18 protein-coding genes and 1 pseudogene are annotated in these 21167 nt (G+C 58.3%); 13 read left to right on the forward strand and 6 right to left on the reverse strand.

Annotated elements, in window-relative coordinates:
- Positions 1–19: 19 nt before the first annotated feature.
- From AC0L7L_RS21915 to AC0L7L_RS21930, 4 genes are all read left to right on the forward strand, one after another.
- Complete coding sequence (locus tag AC0L7L_RS21915) at positions 20–1057, forward strand: LacI family DNA-binding transcriptional regulator (protein ID WP_473514240.1); 1038 nt, start codon at positions 20–22, stop codon at positions 1055–1057.
- A gap of 52 nt (positions 1058–1109) precedes the next feature.
- Positions 1110–2087 (forward strand): sugar ABC transporter substrate-binding protein, encoded by a 978-nt coding sequence (locus tag AC0L7L_RS21920; protein WP_272214609.1) that lies wholly within the window; start codon positions 1110–1112, stop codon positions 2085–2087.
- Positions 2088–2204: 117 nt separating this feature from the next.
- Positions 2205–3212 carry an ABC transporter permease gene (locus tag AC0L7L_RS21925; protein WP_272214608.1) on the forward strand — a complete coding sequence of 336 codons (1008 nt, stop codon included), beginning with the start codon at positions 2205–2207 and terminating at the stop codon, positions 3210–3212.
- Complete coding sequence (locus tag AC0L7L_RS21930) at positions 3209–3988, forward strand: ATP-binding cassette domain-containing protein (RefSeq protein ID WP_272214607.1); 780 nt, start codon at positions 3209–3211, stop codon at positions 3986–3988. The genes AC0L7L_RS21925 and AC0L7L_RS21930 overlap by 4 nt, the downstream gene beginning before the upstream one ends.
- A 266-nt stretch (positions 3989–4254) precedes the next feature.
- Here AC0L7L_RS21930 and AC0L7L_RS21935 read toward each other — a convergent pair whose 3' ends face one another.
- On the reverse strand, positions 4255–4743 hold the full coding sequence (locus tag AC0L7L_RS21935) for an RrF2 family transcriptional regulator (RefSeq protein ID WP_272214606.1): 489 nt from the start codon (positions 4741–4743) through the stop codon (positions 4255–4257).
- Positions 4744–4877: 134 nt separating this feature from the next.
- Between AC0L7L_RS21935 and AC0L7L_RS21940 the strand changes: the two genes are divergently transcribed.
- Complete coding sequence (locus tag AC0L7L_RS21940) at positions 4878–5810, forward strand: NAD(P)/FAD-dependent oxidoreductase (RefSeq protein ID WP_272214605.1); 933 nt, start codon at positions 4878–4880, stop codon at positions 5808–5810.
- Positions 5811–5939: 129 nt separating this feature from the next.
- Here the strand turns inward: AC0L7L_RS21940 and AC0L7L_RS21945 are convergent.
- From AC0L7L_RS21945 to AC0L7L_RS21955, 3 genes and pseudogenes are all read right to left on the reverse strand, one after another.
- Positions 5940–6194, reverse strand: a pseudogene (locus AC0L7L_RS21945) (ATP-binding protein); the annotation flags it as partial.
- Positions 6195–6551: 357 nt separating this feature from the next.
- Positions 6552–8900 (reverse strand): GH36-type glycosyl hydrolase domain-containing protein, encoded by a 2349-nt coding sequence (locus AC0L7L_RS21950; RefSeq protein WP_473514241.1) that lies wholly within the window; start codon positions 8898–8900, stop codon positions 6552–6554.
- A 38-nt stretch (positions 8901–8938) separates the two neighbouring features.
- The gene (locus AC0L7L_RS21955) at positions 8939–9943 is read right to left on the reverse strand and encodes a LacI family DNA-binding transcriptional regulator (RefSeq protein WP_272214601.1); all 1005 of its coding nucleotides are present in this window, start codon (positions 9941–9943) and stop codon (positions 8939–8941) included.
- A 232-nt stretch (positions 9944–10175) separates the two neighbouring features.
- Between AC0L7L_RS21955 and AC0L7L_RS21960 the strand changes: the two genes are divergently transcribed.
- The 4 genes from AC0L7L_RS21960 to AC0L7L_RS21975 all read left to right on the forward strand — a co-directional run bounded on the left by AC0L7L_RS21960 (position 10176) and on the right by AC0L7L_RS21975 (position 14357).
- Positions 10176–11420, forward strand: coding sequence for an ABC transporter substrate-binding protein (locus AC0L7L_RS21960; RefSeq protein ID WP_272214600.1), 1245 nt, complete (start codon positions 10176–10178; stop codon positions 11418–11420).
- Positions 11421–11555: 135 nt separating this feature from the next.
- Positions 11556–12389: a carbohydrate ABC transporter permease gene (locus AC0L7L_RS21965; protein WP_473514274.1), complete on the forward strand. Its 834-nt coding sequence runs from the start codon at positions 11556–11558 to the stop codon at positions 12387–12389.
- Positions 12386–13273 (forward strand): carbohydrate ABC transporter permease, encoded by an 888-nt coding sequence (locus tag AC0L7L_RS21970; protein ID WP_473514242.1) that lies wholly within the window; start codon positions 12386–12388, stop codon positions 13271–13273. Before AC0L7L_RS21965 ends, AC0L7L_RS21970 begins: the two co-directional genes overlap by 4 nt.
- A 4-nt stretch (positions 13274–13277) precedes the next feature.
- Positions 13278–14357: an ABC transporter ATP-binding protein gene (locus AC0L7L_RS21975; protein ID WP_473514243.1), complete on the forward strand. Its 1080-nt coding sequence runs from the start codon at positions 13278–13280 to the stop codon at positions 14355–14357.
- 125 nt (positions 14358–14482) lie between these two features.
- Here AC0L7L_RS21975 and AC0L7L_RS21980 read toward each other — a convergent pair whose 3' ends face one another.
- Positions 14483–15490: a LacI family DNA-binding transcriptional regulator gene (locus tag AC0L7L_RS21980; protein ID WP_272214596.1), complete on the reverse strand. Its 1008-nt coding sequence runs from the start codon at positions 15488–15490 to the stop codon at positions 14483–14485.
- A 177-nt stretch (positions 15491–15667) separates the two neighbouring features.
- On the opposite strand from AC0L7L_RS21980, the gene AC0L7L_RS21985 reads away from it, so the two are divergent.
- Genes AC0L7L_RS21985 through AC0L7L_RS22000 form a run of 4 tightly spaced genes read left to right on the forward strand, consistent with a single transcriptional unit; the run spans position 15668 to position 20052 of the window.
- Positions 15668–16612 (forward strand): sugar ABC transporter substrate-binding protein, encoded by a 945-nt coding sequence (locus AC0L7L_RS21985; protein WP_473514244.1) that lies wholly within the window; start codon positions 15668–15670, stop codon positions 16610–16612.
- 50 nt (positions 16613–16662) lie between these two features.
- On the forward strand, positions 16663–18189 hold the full coding sequence (locus tag AC0L7L_RS21990; RefSeq protein ID WP_473514245.1) for a sugar ABC transporter ATP-binding protein: 1527 nt from the start codon (positions 16663–16665) through the stop codon (positions 18187–18189).
- Positions 18190–18206: 17 nt separating this feature from the next.
- Complete coding sequence (locus AC0L7L_RS21995; RefSeq protein ID WP_473514246.1) at positions 18207–19202, forward strand: ABC transporter permease; 996 nt, start codon at positions 18207–18209, stop codon at positions 19200–19202.
- A gap of 19 nt (positions 19203–19221) precedes the next feature.
- The gene (locus tag AC0L7L_RS22000) at positions 19222–20052 is read left to right on the forward strand and encodes an N-acyl homoserine lactonase family protein (protein WP_272214592.1); all 831 of its coding nucleotides are present in this window, start codon (positions 19222–19224) and stop codon (positions 20050–20052) included.
- A gap of 107 nt (positions 20053–20159) precedes the next feature.
- Here AC0L7L_RS22000 and AC0L7L_RS22005 read toward each other — a convergent pair whose 3' ends face one another.
- Positions 20160–21167 carry a LacI family DNA-binding transcriptional regulator gene (locus tag AC0L7L_RS22005; protein WP_473514247.1) on the reverse strand — a complete coding sequence of 336 codons (1008 nt, stop codon included), beginning with the start codon at positions 21165–21167 and terminating at the stop codon, positions 20160–20162.

Consider the following 21167-nt stretch of genomic DNA (forward strand, 5'->3'; position numbering starts at 1 on the left):
CTCAACCAAGCAAGAGCGAATGTCAAAGAAGACCGCAAACCGCCGACCTACAATCCACGATGTTGCCCGAAGAGCTTCGGTCTCGGCGGCGACAGCGTCGAAGGTTGTGCGTGGTATGGCGGGCGTGAAAAAGCCGAATGTGGAGCGTGTCCGCGCTGCCATGGACGAGCTTAACTATCGGATGGATCCGATCGCTTCGGGCCTGCGCAATGAACGCCGACGGATTATCGGGACAATTGTTCCTGATCTTGAAAGCACGTTCTTCGGAGCTCTTGTCACCGAGCTTGAAAAGGAGGCCGAGGAGGCCGGATACCACCTGATCGTCGCCTCTGCCCGTGGAAGCGAGATGCGCGAGGCTGATCTTGTTGCACGCATGAATGACTGGCGCGTGATGGGCACGATCCTTGTGCCGGTGCGTTCGGAAAAAGGCCTTGGCGCGGAGAAGCTGCGCGAACTTGATATGCGCGCCGTGCTTGTCGACCGCGTCAATATCGATGACCGCTACGACACCGTCACGGCCGACAACAGTGCTGCGTCCGCGTCGGTTGCCGATTTGCTGGTCGCGCAAAACCACCGCCGAATTCTGCTTCACGGGGCGACGCGTGTATCCAAGTCGATCCGCTTGCGCACAGAGGGTTTCAGCGCACGCATCAAGGAGTGCGATCCTGATGTGAGGATTGATACGCTTCTTTCCGATGAAACGCTGGATACCCAGCGGCAGGCCATTCGCAGCTATTTCGATACTGCTGGCGATGGCTATCCAACGGCCGTGTTTTCCCTGTCGCAGCATTCGACATTGCTGGTGCTTTCGGAATTGCGCCGGCGAAGCCTGCGTATACCCGATGATGTGTGCCTTGTCGGGTTTGATGACGCGATCTGGATGCAGACAACCTGGCCCAGCATTACGGCTGTAGCACAGCCGGTGGAGGCGATGGCGCAAAGGGCGCTGAAAATATTGTTGGCACGCGCCAGCGATGAGGAGCAGGGCCCGCCAGAGCAACATCTGGAAACCTGTCAACTGTTCGGTCGTCAATCGACTGAGAGAGAGGTGGACTGAACGAGGAGGTCAAAGTTCAGTCTGCAACATTGTTCAATTGGAGGAGAACGCAATGTTTAGAGTTAACATGACAAGCAAGATGAGCATCGCTGCGCTGATGCTGATGGCATCGAGCGCACCGGCGATGGCTGATGGCGAATACGGCGTGTTGATGAAGACGCTGGCCAACCCGTTCTGGGGTGCGATGGCGGAAGGCGTGAAAGCCGGCGCAAAGAATGCGGGCGTTGAGTATTATATGCAGGCGGTGGAGAACGATCAGGCAGCAGAAAGCCAGTTGAATGTCTGCAATACCATGCTTGAGCGCAATCCGGTGGCAATGATCACTGCGGCAATCAACTCGACGAATCTTCTGCCTTGCCTGAAGACTGCGCAGGGACGTGGCATTGAAATTGTGGATCTTGATGGCAACCTCGATCCGGCCATTCTCAAGGCGGAAGGCATCGACATCACATTCTCCATTGGTTCCGACAATGTAAAGGCCGGAGCGCAGGGCGCCGAATACATGGCGAAACAACTCGGTAGCGATGCCAAGGGGCCGGTTCTGGTCATTGAGGGATTGTCGGGCAACATCACTGGCGAGAAGCGGACTACCGGGTTTGCCGACCGCCTTGCCGAGCTGGCGCCAGGTCTTGACATCGTCGCGTCGCTGCCCGGTGATTGGGATCGCGGCAAAGCCGCTAACATCACCAACGATATCTTGACCCGCAACCCGGATCTGAAGGGCATTTTCGCCGCCAATGACGGTATGGCGCTTGGTGCTGTTGAAAGTGTCTTTGCAGCCGGCAAGGGTGGTGATGTTGTGATCATCGGCGTTGACGGCAACTCGGATGCCGTCAAATCGATCAAGGATGGCCGTCTGACCGCTTCGGTTGCGCAACTGCCTTACCTTGTCGGGATGGAAGCGATCGAGAACGCGAAAAAGGTCGCCGATGGCGGCATGGTCGAAAAGCAGATCAGCGTGCAGACGCTGGTCTTGACCAAGAGCCTTCTGGATGAAGGCACCGACCCGATACTCGAATACGTCAAGTAGCAATTGGGACCGGGGCCGGCGGATTTCCTGTCGTCGGCCCTGCCTATCGCTTTGACTTGCGCAACTTCGGAATTTGCGGCCCTCAACCGGCTGTGAGTTGCTTCCCGAGAGATCTCCATGACCAATACGAAAACAGTATCCGCCCACCCCAGACAGGGCATATGGGGCAGGCTTCAATCCGCATCAATCGAGCGATTGCATATTCGCCTTGAAAGCCTGATCGTGTTGCTGATCCTTTGTGTAGCGATGACAGCATTGTCGCCATACTTTCTGTCGGTCAGCAATATGCTGAATATCCTGCTTGCAACATCGACCATCGGGGTCCTGGCAATCGCGGCAACCTACGTGCTCAGCTCCGGCGGTCTGGATCTTTCGCTGGGCTCTGTGATGGGCCTTTCAGGCGTTGTCGGGGCTGCCTTTGCTGTCAACTTGGGTGCGCCCACGCCCATTGCCGTGATCGCGACTGTGGGAGCCGGTGCCCTGGCTGGCGCCGTCAATGGCCTGATCATCACGCGCGCCTTTGTGCCTGCCTTCATTGTCACGCTTGGCATGCTCGGCATTGCACGTGGCCTGGCGCTGGTGATCTCCGACGGGCGCGTGATTTACGGTTTGCCGAAAGCGATGGTCTATCTAGGCCAGGGGCGACCGCTCGGTATTCCCATGCCGGTCCTGATCTTCCTGGCCACGGCCTTCATCATGCATATCGTTTTGGCCTTTACAAAATTCGGACGGCACACGCTTTCCATCGGCGACAGTGAGAACGCCGCCCGCACCGCCGGCATCAATGTGAGCCGTCATCGTTTTCTGCTCTATACGCTGTCTGGCGGCCTTGCCGGACTGGCAGGTCTGTTGTTTTCCAGCCGCATCAATTCGGGTGATCCGACGGCCGGGTTGACCTATGAGCTGACCGCGATCACCGCGGCGATCATCGGTGGAACCAATTTGTTTGGCGGGCGCGGTTCAATTCTGGGAACCATGGTCGGTGCGTTGATCATGGGCGTCTTGCAAAATGGTCTGAACCTTCTGGCGGTCCAGAGCTATTACCAGCAAATGGCGATCGGAAGTGTCTTGATCATTGCGGTCTTTATCGACCAGTGGCAGCTCAGAAAGGAGAGTCGGGTATGAGTCTCTTGAAAATAGAAGGTATCACCAAGAGCTTTGGCGCCGTTTCCGTGCTGCATGGCGTTGATCTGACCGTCGGCGCAGGAGAGGTGGTCGGTCTTGTCGGCGACAATGGCGCGGGCAAATCGTCTTTGATGAAAATCGTTACCGGTATGTACACCGCCGATTCAGGATCGGTCACCATGGATGGCGAGGATATTGTTTCCAATACGCCCGGTGAACGGCGGGCCAAGGGCATCGAGATGATCTATCAGGATCTTGCGCTTGCCAAACAACAGGACGTTGCATCCAATATCTTTCTCGGGCGCGAACCCACACGCAGTATTCTCGGCATGCAGTTCGTTGATGGCAAGAAAATGCGCGACGAGGCTCAGGCGATGATCGACCGGCTGGGTGCAAGGCTGCCCGCAATCAATCGCCCGGTCGGTTCGTTTTCTGGCGGGCAGCAACAGTCTGTTGCGATTGCGCGCGCGCTCACGTTTAATCCGCGGATTGTGATCATGGATGAGCCCACGGCCGCCCTGGCCGTGCGCGAAGTGCAAGGTGTGCTCGATTTGATCAGGCAGCTGAAACGCGAGGGTATCGGCGTTATCCTGATTTCACACCGTCTCAATGACGTCCTGTCAGTGACCGACAGGATCGTGGTGCTGCATCAGGGCCGTGCTGCCGCCAATCTTGTAACCGCCGAATCCGATATGACGGCTGTGGTCTCGGCGATTGTCGGTGGCGGCGATGTCGCGGAGGCCGCCGCCCATGAACTGTCCGCTGGCGGGGACTAACAAGATCTGCAGAAACCTTACGCCAAGGCCGAACGGAATGTGAAAGCGTTGCCTTGGCGACGATCGGCCAAAAGTGTCGTTCCTGCATGAAGTCTGGCGGGCTGATCCCCGGCGAAGCGACAGTCTGCATGTTGTCCCTCCGACAGGCGCAGATCAATCGGTAACCCGTCAACATGAACGAGAGCGTGGGTCTTTGTCGTCAGGCCACTTCTCGATTATGGCGATCAAGCGCGATGCCGGCTGACGATCCGGCATCCAGACGCTGATTATCCATCGGTCCTGAAGTGCTTGAAGGCTGCATTGGCGCTGGCCTCGTCCGCGTCGCCCTGAAGCGCGGCAAACCGCTGCTCGAAATCATGTGCCAGGTCTTCCACCGAGATTTCGGAGAACTGCTTCAACAGCTTGCGTTCAGCCTCCTGCATCGCGAGGTCGAGTCGGGCGTCGACGGCCTTCTCCACCAGACAGTCGGTGGGGTCAGCGCCGGAGCCGATGTTGAACAGTGGCGGGCTGCCTATCGCCTGGTAGACATCCCGCAGCGATATTGCGTTTAGCGGTCTTGCGAGCTGCCAGCCACCGCCGTGGCCCTTTTCCGAGATCAGGATCTCCTTTTTCCGCAGACCCGCCATCATGCGCCGCACCACGACCGGATTCGTGGAAATCATTCCGGCGATCTGATCCGAGGTCGCGCGTTCGACGTGCCGATCGAGATGGATCAGCACATGCAGCATACGGGACAGACGGAGATCGCGCGGCATGACATGGGCTCCTTGCTTTCTGATGGCCTGCATTTAGCAGCGATCACGCAACAATGAAAGTTTCATGTCTTGCTTCAGCATCAAATTTCATGTAACTCATAAAGATACATTAAGTTCAAACACAGGATCGAGTTATGGATCATGATGTCCTCGTTATCGGCGGCAGTTTTGCCGGACTGTCCGCCGCCATGCAGCTCGCGCGGGCGCGAAAACCGGTGCTGGTGTTGGATACCGGCATGCCCCGAAACCGCTTTGCGGTGGCATCGCACGGATTTCCGGGGCAGGACGGGCGGAGCCCGGCCGATATCAGGGTGCGGTTGCGCGCAGAATTGAGCGCCTATCCGAGCGTTCGTTTTCAAGATGGAGCGGCACTGTCAGCCAGTCGTGAGGACACTGGATTCCGTGTGTCTCTGAACAACGGCAATGACGTCACCGCGCGGCGGATCATTCTTGCGTATGGCGTACGCGACAGCCTACCGGATTTGCCCGGCTTGGCCGAGCGCTGGGGCGCAAGCGTGCTTCATTGCCCCTATTGCCATGGCTATGAACTCAACCGGCAGCCGGTTGGCGTGCTGGCGCGAGACGAAATGGCCCAGCATCAGGCGATGTTGCTGCCTGACTGGGGGCCGACGACTCTGTTTACGGGAGCGGCATTCCGCCCGACTGCAGAGCAGGAGCAATCGCTGAAAAAACGTGGTGTGGAGATCGAGGATACGCCGGTGGCGGAACTCATCGGATCCGGCCCGGCGCTTGAAGCCGTGCGGCTTGAAGACGGGCGAACGGTCCCGCTTGCGGGCCTGTTTCTCGCGCCTCAAACCGCGCCTTCCAGCGATATTGCGGCTCAGCTAGGTTGTGAAATGCGGGATGGGCCGACCGGACCCTATATTGCGGTTGACCAGATGCAGACGACGACGGTTGCCGGTGTCTTTGCCGCCGGCGATCTCGCAAGCCCCATGGCGAACGCGACCATTGCGGCGGCCTCCGGCGTGATGGCCGGGGTTGCTGCTCATCGCTCGCTGATCTTCGACCCCGATCTGACCCAGCAACATGAGAGGGCGTCGTCGTGATGCGGGTGGCTGCACAGGACGAGATTCTGCAACGGTGTCTCAACCGCAAGACCTCGCCGTTTCTTTTGCTGAGGGCACTAGCTGCGTCTGACGCTTGCGGGCGACTGGCTTCTGCGCCAGGCAAAGGGGCTAAAAGGCGTGCGGCTCGGCGAGACGATAGCTGTCGCCATTCATCTCCAGGATGTTGAGGTGGTGGGGGACGCCATCCAGCAGAGCGCCGGTCAGTCGCTCCGACCCCAGTATTTCCATCCATTCGTCAAAAAGTAGGTTGCCGGAGATCAGAGTGGTCCCGCGCTCGTAGCGTTGCGAGATCAGTTCGAACAGCAACTCTGCACCAGTCTTTGAGAGTGGCACGAAGCCCAACTCGTCGATGATGAGAAGCGCGGCGGTCAGGTTGTTCAACTTAAAAGCCCGATCCGTCCGCTCGACTACGCGACGAAAGCGCAAATCTACACCGAAGTCTCACCCGGGCATTTTGTCTGGCGTAATTCAGGCGGCGGAAGATATCTGCCATCTCCGGAAATTTGAACCCGCTCGCCATGTGCCCGAGCGGAGCACAGAACATCCGGCCCTTGCCGGACCGGCGCTTCCGGACCACCGGCATGACAACGCCGTCGGTCCAGATCTATGGCATGACTGAATTGACCATGAATCTTGAAGAGATGAGATTCGGGGCGGCTCAGCCTTCGTCTTCAGGATGATGAATAGACAGATACACGACAGAAAGCCTTATAATCTTGCCTATTCAAGTCGGACCACGACGTCGTAGGTCTTGCCGGTTTTGACATGGTCGATCTTGTTGCCTTCAAGGGGCTTGCCGTCGACGGAGACGCCCGCAGATTTGTCCCTTTCGACGCTGACCCTGAAGGTCGCACCCCGGAACATGCGGGTAAACCGGAATGCGCCCCATTCCGCCGGTGGCTGCGGCGCGATGACCACGCCGTCACCATCGCCGCGAAGCCCGCATAACTGTTCAATCACCAGCCGATAGTACCATGAGGCCGTTCCGGTGTTGAAAAGATTGCTGGAGCGTCCGGCCGTGCGGGGATGCTGATAATAGGCACCGCGATAATAATTCGGCAGGTAAAGCGGCAATTGCCCGCGCGTCCTGATGTCCTGTACGTCGGGGCGCGTGAGCATTTTCGAAAGCACGGCAAAGCCGCGTTCCTTCTCGCCGATATGATAAAGCGAAGCTGCGTAAAATGCGGCGGCGTGATTATAGACCGCACCGTTTTCGCCATTGCCTGGCCATTTCTGCGTGACCCGGCCGACATCATCGCGCATCGCTGTATAGGCGGGCGCGAACATGGCCGCGCCATAGGGCGTGTCGAGCTGATCATCGATTGCCTGCAGCATGCTGGCCCTCTTGGCAGTGTCGTCGGCGCCGGCGAGAAATGCCCAGCTCTGTGTATTCAGGTAGATACGGCCTTCACGATCGGCTTGAACGCCGAATGCCACGCCGTCATCGGTGATGCCGCGTGCATACCAGGCTCCGTCCCACAGGTGGCGATTGATGCTGTCAATCAGCTTGTCAGCCTCCCGCTTAAGCCATTCGGCGGTTTCGCTGTCGTTTTCGGCGCAGCAAATGTTGGCCCACGTCGTCATCGCAAAGCTTGAGGCTTCGGCCAGCCAGCCTGAAACTCCCTTGCCCTTGTAGCCAACCATGTTCATCGGGTCGCACCAGTCGCCCTGGGCGATATAGGGCAGGCCGCGCTCATCAACTTCACCGGCCAGAAACCGCAAGGCCCGGGTGACATGTTCGTAGAGCGTTGCTTCTTCGCTGCTGTCAGTCCACGCAACCTGTTCATGAAGGATTGCGCGGTCGCCGGTCTCGTCGATATAGGCTTTTGTAGCGATAACCAGCCAGACGGCGTGATCGGTATGCGGTATCTGGTTGATAAACTTCAGTTCCGTGTCGGGCCTGAGAAGAATCCCGTCCGGCACCTTACCCGAGATGAATTGCTGGCTGGCGGTTTTCAGGATGGCGCTGCGTGTTTTTTCCGGCGCGATGAAGATCATGCCGAGCCCGTCCTGCAAATAGTTGCGGGTCTGCGGATCGGTGGTCAGCCGGTTTGTGTCGCCATGATAATAGACCTGGCGCGGCAGCCAGTAATTGACGAAGTGATTGAGATCTTCGTCGGGAGAGTGCAGTTCCAGATTGCCGAGGCCGGAACGGATATAGCTGTCATAGTCGCGCCGGGTCGTTTCGAGCGTGCCCTTGAGATACTTCTCCGTCAGTGTTGCGATTTCAGCCTCGTCGAAGGCAGGGCCGAACACGAAGCGGAATTCCTCCGACGCGCCCGCCGCAAGGGCAAGGTCCCACTGCATGATCCCGGCCGGATTTTCATAGCTTGCGTCGCCACCCCGAAGATGTCCGCCATCCTGAAGGGCGGTGGGGTTGTGCAACCCACCTTCACCTTCAAAGGCGACCTGTGCAACCTCGAACCAGTCGGGTTTCCGGTCGGCAGCAAAGAAGGTGATGTCCTTCAGGTGCTTGTTTTTGAAATATTGATCGACCTTTTGATACGGCGTCACGCTGGTGCAGACGATGGCGTTCAGGCCGGCATCGAAATGACCACCACGGTTCATCCATGAGGAATAGCCCACCGGGAAAAACGGCACGAAGGAGAGCGATTTTTGCCAGTCCGTGAGATTGGTAACCCGCACAGTCCAGATTTCGGTCACGTCCTCGACCGGCAGGTCAAGCCGCAGTTCGACGCGCACGCCACCCTTTTCGATAACCCAGCGAATATCCGAAACACCGGGTTCGAAGCTGAAGTAATCGAGCCTGGCGCGCACCGGTTCGTAAGGCGCTGAAAACAGGTCACCGGTCTCGTTGTCGCGGATATAGAAGAACCGGCCTGGATGATGAGGAAAATAATCCTGCTCCGGCTGCATGAATGTCTGTGCGGCGATCGTCGGAACATGAGCATATTTTCGTGGCTCGGGATCCATATACTGGCTGACGGCGTAACCGCGCGCGCTCATCTGGATCATCATCTTCCGGTTCCAGAGGTAGCTTGCAGCGTTGGGTGCCAGTGTCGGGTCGTTCAGGCGGAAACGCTGTCCGCTCTCGATGAAGGAAGTCATCCGGTTCTCGTTATGCGTTGGTGTTAGTGTTTGGCCTTTCAGCTCAGCGCGGCCGTCGAGCGCCTGACGCAAAGCGAGGGCTCGAACCGCTCCTGAAACGGGAGGTCCATGTCATAGGTAAGATTGAGCAATTGCCGGCAGGCCGAGCGGGCCATCTCGTCAATCGGTGCGTGGATCGTGGTCAGCGGCGGGGCGGTGTAAGCGGCGAAATCGACATCGTCATAACCGAGAACCGAAACATCGCGCGGAACCGAAATCCCACGGTTGTTAAGCTCCGAGATCAGCAGCATGGCGACCTTGTCATTTCCGCAGAACACAGCGGTAAAGTCGATATCCATGTCGAGGAAGGCGCCGACCAGCCGTTCGGCGGCGGCATAACTGAACGCGCCCTCGACGACGCAACTTTCGGGAATGGCGTTTCCGAGCTTGCTGATCTCATCCAGAAAACCGTCATGGCGTTGGCGGGCGTCTTGCGCGGAAAGGCGCCCGGTGATCACCGCGATCTTCTCATGGCCGAGGTTGGTGAGGTGACGAGCGGCGAGACGGCCGCCGAGTTCGTGATCGATGTAAAAGCACCGGCCCGCCAGCGCATCGGCCTGGTGGTTGAGCAGGACGAGATTGGAGAAATGTTCGGATGTGCGGGCCAGTTCGAATGTGCCTTGCAGTGAGCATGACATCAAAATGCCGTCGCAATCGCGATTGACCAGATAATCGAAATGGTCGCGGCGATCGGCGTCGGACTGGGCGTCCTCGGCATTGGCGAGGATCATGTGCTTGTTGTGAAGACGTAGCTCCTGCTCAACCGCGCGGATGATCATGTGATAATACGGCCCTTCCAGCGACGGCACCCACACACCGATCAAATCTGACCGGCGCGACGACAGCGACCGGGCCATGCTGTTGGGACGGTAGTTGAGCTGCTTGATCGCCCGCTCGATTTTCTCTGCGGCCTTGCTGGAAACGGAACCGTTTCCAGAAATGTATCTTGAGACTGTTCCGGAGCCGACGCCCGCCAATTTTGCGACATCCTTAACCGTAGCCATGGTCGAACTCCCCTCCACCGTACTTCAAGGCTATTCCGCCTTATCGCATTATTATTCAACGGGTTTCGTTCAAAAACAACATCTCTTCTGAAATGCATCCATCTTTTTTTGCAGGAACCATTGACAAAATCAAGTGCCTGCCGTTGTAATTGGAACCGATCCCACTTTTGAGATCAATATCACTTTTGACTGGACCACATGGTCCCTCAGATGACCCTTTCGGGGAGGAAATATGTTTATTTTGAAGAATGCGGTTGCCGCATCCGCTCTGGCGCTGGCCGTGGCAATGCCCGGCGCAGCAAACGCGCAGGAACCACTTGACGCCGAGGTTATTCACTGGTGGACGTCCGGCGGTGAATCGGCTGCAATCGGCGTTTTTGCCGATGCTTACAATGCTCAGGGCGGCAACTGGCAGGACAGCGCCGTGGCCGGCGGTTCGGCCGCGCGCAGCGCCGCCATCAACCGCATCATCGGCGGCGATCCGTCAACTGCAGCGCTTTTCAATACCTCGCAGCAATATCACGAGATCGTTGAGGAAGGGCTGCTGAACGATATCGATGCCGTCGCGATGGCGAACAACTGGGACGAAATTCTTCCCGCACCGATCGTTGATGCCGTCAAGATCGACGGCAAATACTACGCCGCTCCGGTCAACATCCATATGCCGCTTTGGATCTGGTACTCGGTCGATGCGCTGAATCAGGCCGGTATCGAAAATCCGCCGGAAACGGTGGACGCGTTTTTCGCTGCACTCGACAAGTTGAAGGAAGCCGGCATCACGCCGCTGGCGCTTGGTGGCCAGCGCTGGCAGGAAAACTCGCTTTTCTCCGCAGTGCTGACCAATGTCGGCGGCGGCGCGCTCTGGGAGGCCGTTTATGCCGACAAGGATGAAGATGCGATCCATTCGCCGGAATTCCGGGAGGTCATCGAGACCTTCATCGCGCTGAAGCCTTATGTCGACTCCGCTTCGCCCGGGCGTAACTGGAATGACACCACTGCCATGCTGATCAATGACCGGGCCGGTTTCCAGGTCATGGGTGACTGGGCCAAGGGTGAGTTCAAGCAGGCAGGCGAGGAAATCGGAGTGGATTATGGTTGCATTCCGGGTCTGCGCCCCGATTCTCCCTATGTTCTGGGTGGTGACGTTTTCGTCTTCCCGAAGACCGATGATGCCGAGCAGATCGATGCACAGCGCCTGCTGGTCGAGGTCATGACCGATCCTGAAACCCAGGTCGCGTTCAACAACCTCAAGGGCTCGATCCCGATCCGCTCGGACGTTGATGTCTCGAAGCTCGACGCCTGCGCCCAGCTCGGCCTTGAGATCATGTCCGATCCGAGCCGCCAGTCCCCCGATGCTTCGCAGATGATGGCCGAATACATCTATGGTTCCGTCCAGGATGTCGTCACCGAACTGTGGAACACCGACATGTCGGTGGACGAAGCTGTGAAGCGCTTCGATCAGGCACTCAACGGCTAAGCCAGCCATCACGAACAAAAGTGCGGGGAGGGGGCGTGACGTCTCCTTCCCGTTTCAAGGGAGGTTCCGTTGAACGCCGCTGCCTTTACCCGGCATATCAGGCGAAATCTGCTCGCCTATATTGCCTTGCTGCCGATGGCCATTGTGGTTGTCTTTGCCTATCTGGGCACGATGCTGTGGTCCGTCCGGCTGTCGTTTTCCAGCTCAAGGTTGCTGCCGAAAGACGACTTCGTCGGCTTTGCCCAGTACACAAGGCTGTTCGAAACGTCGCGCTGGGTGACTTCGCTCGAGAACCTGGCAATCATTGCCTTTTTCTTCCTGCTCATCTGTTTTGTACTCGGTACGCTTCTGGCAATCTTCATCGACCAGAATGTGCGCGCCGAAAGTCTTTTCAGGACGGTCTTCCTCTACCCGTATGCGATGTCGTTCGTGGTGGCAGGTCTGATCTGGCAGTGGATCCTGAATCCCGATCTCGGCATTCAGGCCACCATGCGCGATCTCGGTTTCCCGGATTTCGTACTCGACTGGACGGTCAATCCGGACAAGGTGCTTTACGCCATCATCCTGGCAACCGTCTGGCACGGGTCCGGGCTGGTGATGGCGCTCATTCTGGCGGGCCTGCGCGGGATCGACAGCCAGATCTGGTCGGCGACCCGCATTGATGGCATCCCGTCGTGGCGTGTCTATCTCTCGATCGTCCTGCCCATGCTGCGGCCGATGATCATCACCTCGCTGGTGCTGTTGTCGATTTCGATCGTCAAGATGTATGATGTGGTCGTGGCCATGACCAATGGCGGTCCCGGAACGGCGAGTGAAGTCCCCGCCAAGTTCATCATGGACAATCTGTTCGAGCGCGCCAATATCGGGCTTGCGACAGCGGCGTCGACCGTTCTCCTGATCACGGTGCTCCTGATCATGGTTCCGGTTCTTTATTCCCAGTACTTCGGCAAGAACGGGAGGGCGTCATGACGCAGTCATCCGTTTCAAAACGACCTGTGAGCAGCCAGGATATTTGGGGTCGCTTCGGCGTCTACGGTTTCCTGTTTTTCGTCGCGCTGTTTTTCCTCCTGCCGCTTTACGTGATGCTTGTCACCTCGTTCAAAAGCATGGACGAAATCCGCCTCGGGCTGATCTTCGCGTTGCCGCAGCATTTTTCGCTCGACGCCTGGGTCAAGGCCTGGACGAGCGCCTGTACCGGGCTTGACTGCAACGGCCTTAAAGTCGGCTTTTTCAACTCGGTGAAGATCCTGATCCCGAGCGTGATTCTTTCGATCCTGCTCGGCGCGATCAATGGCTATGCCTTGTCTTTCTGGAAGGTGAAGGGCGCGAATGTTCTGTTTGCCTGCCTGCTGATGGGCTCATTCATTCCCTATCAGGTGTTCATCTATCCGCTGGTCCGTTTTTATGCCCAGGCCGGTATCTACGGGTCGCTTCCCGGTATCGTGCTCACTCACATCATCTTCGGCATGCCGGTCATGACCCTGCTTTTCCGCAATTATTACATAGGTCTGCCGGTCGAGCTGTTCAAAGCCGCCCGCATCGACGGCGCCGGCTTCTGGCGGATTTTCTTCTCGATCATTCTGCCAATGTCGGTTCCGATCACGATTGTGGCGGTCATCATGCAGGTCACGGCGATCTGGAACGACTTCCTGCTCGGCCTGGTTTTCGCTGGCCGCGACAACCTGCCGATGACGGTCCAGCTCAACAATATCGTCAACACGACCACGGGCGAACGCGCCTACAACGTCAACATGGCGGCGACCATTCTGACCTCGATGGTTCCGCTTGTCGTCTATCTGGTCTCCGGCCGCTGGTTCGTGCGCGGCATCGCCTCCGGCGCCGTGAAAGGATAAGTCCATGAGTTCTGTAGCAATTGAAAATCTCGACATCCGCTACGGCAATGTCCACGTCGTCAAAAGTCTCGACCTTCAGATCAAGGATGGCGAGTTTCTGGTTCTTCTCGGTCCGTCCGGCTGCGGCAAGTCCACGCTGCTGAACGCGATCGGCGGGCTCACCGATGTCAGCGGCGGCACGCTTCACTTCAATGACCGGGACGTGACCTGGACCGATCCCAAGGATCGCGGTATCGGAATGGTGTTCCAGTCCTACGCGCTTTATCCGACGATGACCGTCGAGCGGAACATGTCTTTCGGCCTCAGGATCGCCGGCGTTCCCCGCCCGGAAATCGAGAAGAAAGTGAAATGGGCCTCCGAGCTTCTTCAGATCACCCAGCTGCTCGACCGCAAGCCCTCGGCACTTTCCGGCGGCCAGCGCCAGCGCGTCGCGATCGGTCGGGCACTGGTGCGCGACGCCGACATCTTCCTGTTCGATGAGCCCCTTTCGAACCTCGATGCCAAACTGCGCGCAGAATTGCGGCTTGAAATCAAGAAGCTGCACAAGGCGTTGGGATCGACGATGATCTACGTCACCCACGACCAGATCGAGGCGCTGACGCTTGCCGACCGGATCGCGGTGATGAAGGACGGCATTATCCAGCAGCTCGACACGCCGCTGAATGTCTACAACAAACCGGCCAATGAATTTGTCGGCACCTTCCTCGGCTCACCGGCGATGAATAAGATCGCTGGCGCGTTTTTTGCCGAAAATGACGGCCTTGTCTTCAGGTCCGGTTCGTTCAGCCTTGATGTCAACGGGTATCCGTTCGCCGGAAAGGTCGAAGACGGCCAGAAGGCAACGCTTGGTCTGCGTCCGGAGCATCTGCACCTTGCCAACGCCGGAGATGCCGCATGGACGGGGACGGTCTCTCTCCTCGAGCCGATGGGAAGCGATATTCTGGCCTGGTCGGATTTCGAGGGCATTACCCTCTCGCACCGGCTGAGCCAGGAAGAGCATTGTGAGACGGGAGAGCCGGTGTCCGTCACCGCCGATGTGGCGAAAGCGTCGTTCTTTGAAGACGGGACAGGTGCCCGCCTTTAGGAACGCTTCCGGTTAACCTTGACGGTGCGGCCAGTGCTGGACCCTGATGGTCCGATGGTCGCGCCGTTTGCCCGGGATCAGGGCGGGGCCGAGCCTTTTGGCGAATAAATGGCCCGGGTAGAATGTTACTGCGCGGCGCAGCTGTCGCCAAGAAGCAGTTCGGGTGGGAATGTCACCCGGCGGCCCTGTGTCTGCGCATCTTCGTTGCTGATCCTGTCCATCAGGAACCGCACCGCCTGATCGATCATTTCCCCCAGCGGATGCTCCGTCCGGGTCAAGCGGGGCCTGAGGCCGCCGACGCCGGGCAATGTGTCGGTGGAGGCAATTGAGATATCCTCCGGGCAACGCAAACCGAGATCATTGACGGCCCGCATTGTTCCAAGCGCCATCAGGCCATTGGCCACATAGATTGCCGTCGGGCGATCGGGGCGCTGCAGCATTTCCATGGCAACCGAGTAGGCTATTTCCTCCCGAAAGTCTCCCGAGCGGATATGTTCGGGGTCTGGCTTCAGTCCGCGTTCCTCCATTGCCTGCAGCAGGCCCTGCAGGCGTCCCGCGCCAGTGCTCAGAAATGTGGGGCCGGTGATCGAACCGATTTTCCGATGGCCAAGATCGAGCAGGTACCGCGTCGTTCGACGGCCAGCCAGGACATTGTCGAGTGTCACGGCGTCAAAGCGGTTGTCGCCGATCTCACGACCGAAGAGCACAAGCGGCGGGGCCGCCGGGTCACGCCAGAACTGCTGATAGCGCTCGGGGCTGCCGATCGGCACGAGCACCATGCCATCGCAGGAAAGCGAGCGGATGCGTGCGAGAATTGTGCGTTCGTTTTCAGGCTTTTCGTCACTGTTGAACACGACCAGACTGTAACCCCAGGCGCTCACGGCGGCTTCTGCTGCGCAGACCAGGCGTGAGAAGAATGGGTTATGCAGGTCGGCGACCGCAAGCGCGATCAACTGGCTGCGGCCACGCTTCAGGTTGCGCGCCGCCGACATCGGCGAATAGTTGAGGCTCTCGACAGCTTCGAGAACACGGGCGCGCAGGGCTGGGCTCACATAGGCAGTGTCATTGACAACCGCCGACACCGTGGCAGGCGACACGCCTGCTGCCTTTGCGACGTCCTTAATGTTTGCCAATCTACCCTCCGCTAAACGGTTCGCTGATATGTTCAAATCGCAAAATAGAACAATAACAGTAAGATCGAAAGACATTTTTTAAAATAGTCTTGCTAGAAAGTCGTTTTTGGGGTTATCTAGCGAAACGTTTTTCTGGTGTTCGCCAGAGTGATGGGTGAGGACCCAAGGGAGGAAATAATGAAAACCGCTATTTTTTCGGCGCTTGCCGTGAGTGCAATTGTCGCGTCAGCATCCACCAGCTTGGCGCAGGAGCCCCAATTGCTGGGCATCGTGTCGATCGCCGCCAATGAGGCGAACAATGTTCGCTACATCAACGGCGCCAAGGCGGCCGCCGCTGAACTGGGATGGGATGTCGATGTCGTCGATGCGGCCGGCAGCGCCGATCAGGCCAACTCCGCGATCCAGAATTTTGCCGGCCGGGGGGCTGTCGGAATTATCGATATGGTGTTTCCGTATTCGTCGATCGGCGCGGGCCTGGCCGCGGCTGAGAGCGCGGATATTCCCGTTGTCACCTGGGGCGGCGGCCTTGGCCGTTCGGTGGCCTCCACCAATGGATCGGGTGCACCGATCGCCGAACCGGTGATTGAAAAGATGATCGCCGATCTCAACGGCAAGGGCGATATTCTGGCGCTGACGTATCGCACGGGCGAGGTTTGCCGCAACCGTGAGGTTCTTCTTGACGAAAAACTCAAGGATTATCCCGATATCAAGGTCACCAAGAATGAGGTTCGTATTCCCGGCTATCTGGAAGACGGTGCGCAATATGCCAATGCCTGGCTTGCCTCGCGCCCGCCGGGCGACGGAAATCTGGCGATCTGGGGATGCTGGGACGATCCGGCGATCGGGGCGATTGGACCGCTGCGCCAGCAGGGACGCACCGACGTCGAGGTTTATGGCGTCAACGGAAATGCCCAGGCGCTGGAAAATATCCGTCGCGGGCACATGACCGCCACCGCCTGGGAAGACAGCTATACCGAAGGCTACGATATGGTGATGCTGCTCGATACGATTATCACCGAAACTGACTGGCAGCCGCGGGCTGTTGAGGTTCCGGCCATTCTCGTTACCCAGGACAATATCGAGGCCTTCCTCGAAGAGCATCCCGACGCCTACGGCAACTGAGCAAGGGACCGGCAAAGGCCGTTCGGATGACTGACATGCAGGCTGAAACAATGAAAAGAAGCCCAGAAGAACAGACGGTCTTTCTGGAGGCTGAGAATATCGTCAAGTCGTATGGCGGTGTTCATGCGCTGAAGGGCGTCTCGCTCAACCTGCGCGCCGGCGAGGTCCACGGTCTTGTCGGCGCCAACGGCGCCGGCAAATCGACCGTCATCAAGGTTCTGGCGGGGTTGACCCGTGCCGATCAGGGCCGGATCAGGATCGACGGTCGCGATGTTGTCGTGACGACGCCACACCAGGCAACGGATCTCGGCATGAGTTTCATTCATCAGGAGCTCGCCTTTATTCCATCCATGACCGTGATGGAAAACATCATGCTGGGCCTGCCCAAGAAAACCCGCTTCGGGTGGGTCGACTGGGCCGCGATCGAAAAGGACGTCGCGCCGATTGCCAGGAGAGTCGGTCTCAAAGCCTCGCTTTCGGCCAATGTGAAGACCCTGTCGACAGCGGAAAACTGGCTGGTGAATATCTGCCGGGCTCTGGTGCGAAAGGCACGGCTGATCGTGATGGATGAGCCGACCGCATCGCTCTCGGCGAATGAAGCAGAACGATTGTTCGAAATCATCGAAGATCTTTCGCGCTCCGGTGTCGCTGTGCTTTACGTATCGCACCGGCTGGATGAGATCATGCGCCTTTGCAACCGGGTTACGGCGTTTCGTGATGGCACGTCGGTCGCCTGCCTTGAAGGCGATACGCTGAGCAGGGAGAAACTGGTGGAGGCGATTGTCGGCGGCGCGGTTCAGCCGCTTGCACGGGAGGAAAACCGGTCTTTGATCGAGGGGCCTGTGGTGCTTTCGGTTACAGGGCTCAAACGTCTTCCCATGGTCAAGGGTGTCGATCTGGCGCTTCACAAGGGCGAAGTTCTGGGCATCGGCGGTCTCGTCGGAGCCGGGCGCAGCGAACTGGCGCGTCTGATCTACGGCGTCGACCGTGTCGATGGCGGGCAGATGGAACTTGACGGCAAGCCGTTCGCGCCGCGTTCGCCGAGCGAGGCTGTCCGCAAGGGGCTCGGCCTTGTGCCCGAAGAGCGCCGTTCGGAGGGTCTACTGCTGACCAAGAGCCTTGCGTTTAACATGCAGATTGCCAATCTCTCCAATATCATACGATCTCCGGCCCTGCCTCTGATCGACTATCGCAAGCGCCGCTCGAAAACCGAGGAGGTCATTCGCGATCTCGCCATCAAGACAGACAGCGTTGACACGCCGGTCGGCAGGCTTTCCGGGGGCAATCAGCAAAAGGTGGTCATTGGCCGCTGGCTTCTGCGCCGGCCGGATGTGCTCATTCTCGATGAGCCGACACGCGGCGTCGATATCGGCGCACGCGGCGAAATTCATCGCCTAATCCGAAATCTCGCCGGGCAAGGCATGGCCGTGCTTGTGATCTCTTCCGAGCCTGATGAGCTGCCAGATCTTTGCGACCGTGTTCTTGTTATGGTCGAAGGCCTTATCACGCGGGAACTGACCGGCCAGGACATGAACCGAAACGCCATCATTGAAGCAAGTTACGCTCAGGCGTCTTAATTCCGGGAACTCAACAGATGACTGATACCAGTGTGGGCAACCGCAGACTTTCCGCTCAGACCAAGGCGCGGCTGGGCTTTTTTGCCCGCTACGCCACCATTATCGGCCTGTTCGCGATGATCGTGCTGTTTTCGCTTCTCTCGCCAAATGCCTTTCCGACGGTCTACAATTTCACCAACGTGCTCAATCAGGCCTCGTTGACCATGATCATCGCCAGCGGGCTGACCATGGCTGTCATCGTTGGTGAACTTGATTTGTCGGTCGGTTTTGCAGCAAGCCTGCACGGCATTCTGGTGACGGGGCTGATCGTCAGCACCGGCCTTCCGATTCCCGTCGCTATCGTCGTTGTTATTGCGGCGGGCGCGCTGGTCGGTCTGGTCAATGGTCTGGTGGTCACAAAGCTCAAGGTCAATTCGGTGATCGCGACACTCGGCGTCGGCACCATTCTGACGGGGCTGGCCTTTGCCTACTCCGCCGGCGTGCCGATCGTCTCCGGCGTTCCGGACGCTTTTCTCGATATTTCGCTCGGACGCTGGCTTTTCGGCATCCCGAACAACATCGTTTTCATGGTGCTCGTCGTCATCGCCCTTTGGGTGCTGGTCGAACACACGCCCATCGGTCAGGAAATTCAGGCGGTCGGCGGCAATCCGGCGGCAGCGCGCCTGGCGGGCATCTCGGTTGATCGCATCAAGATTCTTGGCTTTGTGATTTCCGGCATGTGTGCGTCGTTGACTGGAATTTTGCTGGCCTCGCGTCTCGGTTCGGGCACGGCCAGTGCTGCCGACAGCTATCTGCTGACGGCGTTTGCGGCAGTCTTTCTCGGGTCCGCGACGCTGCGTGACGGTGAATTCCACATTTTGGGAACGGTGATCGGCGCGCTCATTATTGCCTTTGGCTTTAATGGGCTGAACATCTTCGGCGCGCCGACCTTCTCGCAATATGTTCTGCAAGGTGCCATTCTGATCGTGGCCGTCGGTCTGTCGAGCCTCGGCCGGTCTTTGGCCGAAAGCTGAGAAATCAGGGAGGATAGAAATGACCGACATGCTCTGGGATGTCCACGTTATCGAATATGCGCGCTCAAAGGATCAGCTTGTGGCTGGCATCATCCATGGCGCGCACGACGCCGGCGTTGTTGATCTGCCGTTTTCGTTCGTGCTGGCTCGCAGCGCTGACAGGATCGTGCTGATCGATACGGGTTTTCTGAAAGAAGGAAGCGGCGCCGCCTTTGCGGAGAAATTCGGGATTCCCTTCTGGATATCCCCGCTGATCATGCTTGCCGAACTTGGCGTGGCGGCCGATGACGTAACCGACGTCATTCTCTCACACGCGCATTTCGACCATATGGGCGGGCTCAGCGCCTATCCGAAGGCAAGGGTCCACCTGCAGAAACGGGAATACCTGAGCTGGATGGAAATTCTGGCTCTGCCGCCGCAATTCTCGGCACTGAGCGAGATCATCAACCCGGACGATATTCGCGTTGCCTATGACGCCTCGCTCGAGCACCGGCTCAATCTGGTCGACGGCGATCATGACAACTACTTTGCCGGCCTGCATTTGCGTCTCGGTGAGGGCCATACGCTCGGCCAGCAGTTCGTCATTCTGCAAACCGGGCGCGGTCGGGTCGTCGTCGCCGGCGACTGCATTTACGGCAAACGCAATATCTGCGGCCACAACAATGACGGCGTCTATGCGCCGCTTGCCAATGCCGCCGGCAGCACCTGGGATCAGCTCAAGGCCATCGACAATATCAACAAGGCGATAGAAGGCGATCTCACCCGGTTGATCATCCTCCACGACAGTGACCGTTGGCCACATCTGAAGCCGGTCGCGGAAATCGAGGGTTTCGGAATTTTTCAGGTCTGAAAAAAACTGCGGCACGGTTCAATGCGCAAGATCATCCGGTGACTGTGTGAGGTCATGTGGCAGCCAGAATGATTTTCGTTTTGAAGATATGCAGATGGAAACCGAAACTACAGCTTTTCGCGCCTGACCGAGCCACGCTCGACAAGGCTCACTGGAATGAAATGGTGCGACGACGGGGCATCTGCCGGACCGATGATGGCAGAAAGCGTCGCCTCGGTCAGGGATGAAAGCGATTGCCTGATGGTTGTCAGTTGATGTGACGACCATTGTGAAATCGGGGCATCGTCAAACCCGATCACCGCAACATCGTCAGGCACCGAAAGGCCGAGTTCATGACGGGCCGTGTTCATGACTCCAAGCGCGATTTCGTCGGTCACGCCGAAAACACCGTCTATTCCCGGCGTGGCGAGCAGGCCATGGGCGGCTTCGACGCCGGTTTCATAGGTGTTGCGCCCCTGGCTCCATTGCGTGACCTGTATCCGGTTTTCCTCCATGACCCGGATAAATGCCTGCGCGCGAGCAAGCTTTGCAGACGTGCGTGAGGATGAGAGTACGACGGCCACATTCCGGCAGCCCGCGGCAATCAACCGTGTCGCGGCCATTGCACCCCCGGCGGCCGAATCGGCCTCGATCTGATCGACATGTCCGATATTGTCCGGCAGCGGACGGTTGATGAGAACAAGGCGCGTACCATTGGCGCCCGCCAGCCGTATCAGTGTATCGGGCACCGCGCCGGACAGGAGCACGACCGTACGAACCCGGTATTCCAGCAGTTTCGAAAGCGCATTCTCAACATCATTCCGGGCGCTGGCCAGATTGAGGAGCATGCATTGCAGCGCGTTGCGGTAAAGTGCGGCGGTCAAGGCATCGACCTGCGCGGAGATATAGGGGTTCGAAAGGTTCGCCCCGACAAGGCCGACGAGGTCAGACCGTTCCTTGTGCAGCGTGCGGGCGAGAAGATTGACGCGGTATCCAAGCTCTTCTGCCGCTTTCATCACCCGTGCCCGTGTTTTCGGCGCAACGCTGGCACCTTGCGTAAAGGTGCGCGAGACGGCCGACCGGGAAACGCCCGCCAGACGGGCAACATCGGATGCGGAAACAAACTTGTCGGCCAT

It is taken from the genome of Martelella sp. K41-7 (assembly GCF_055808365.1).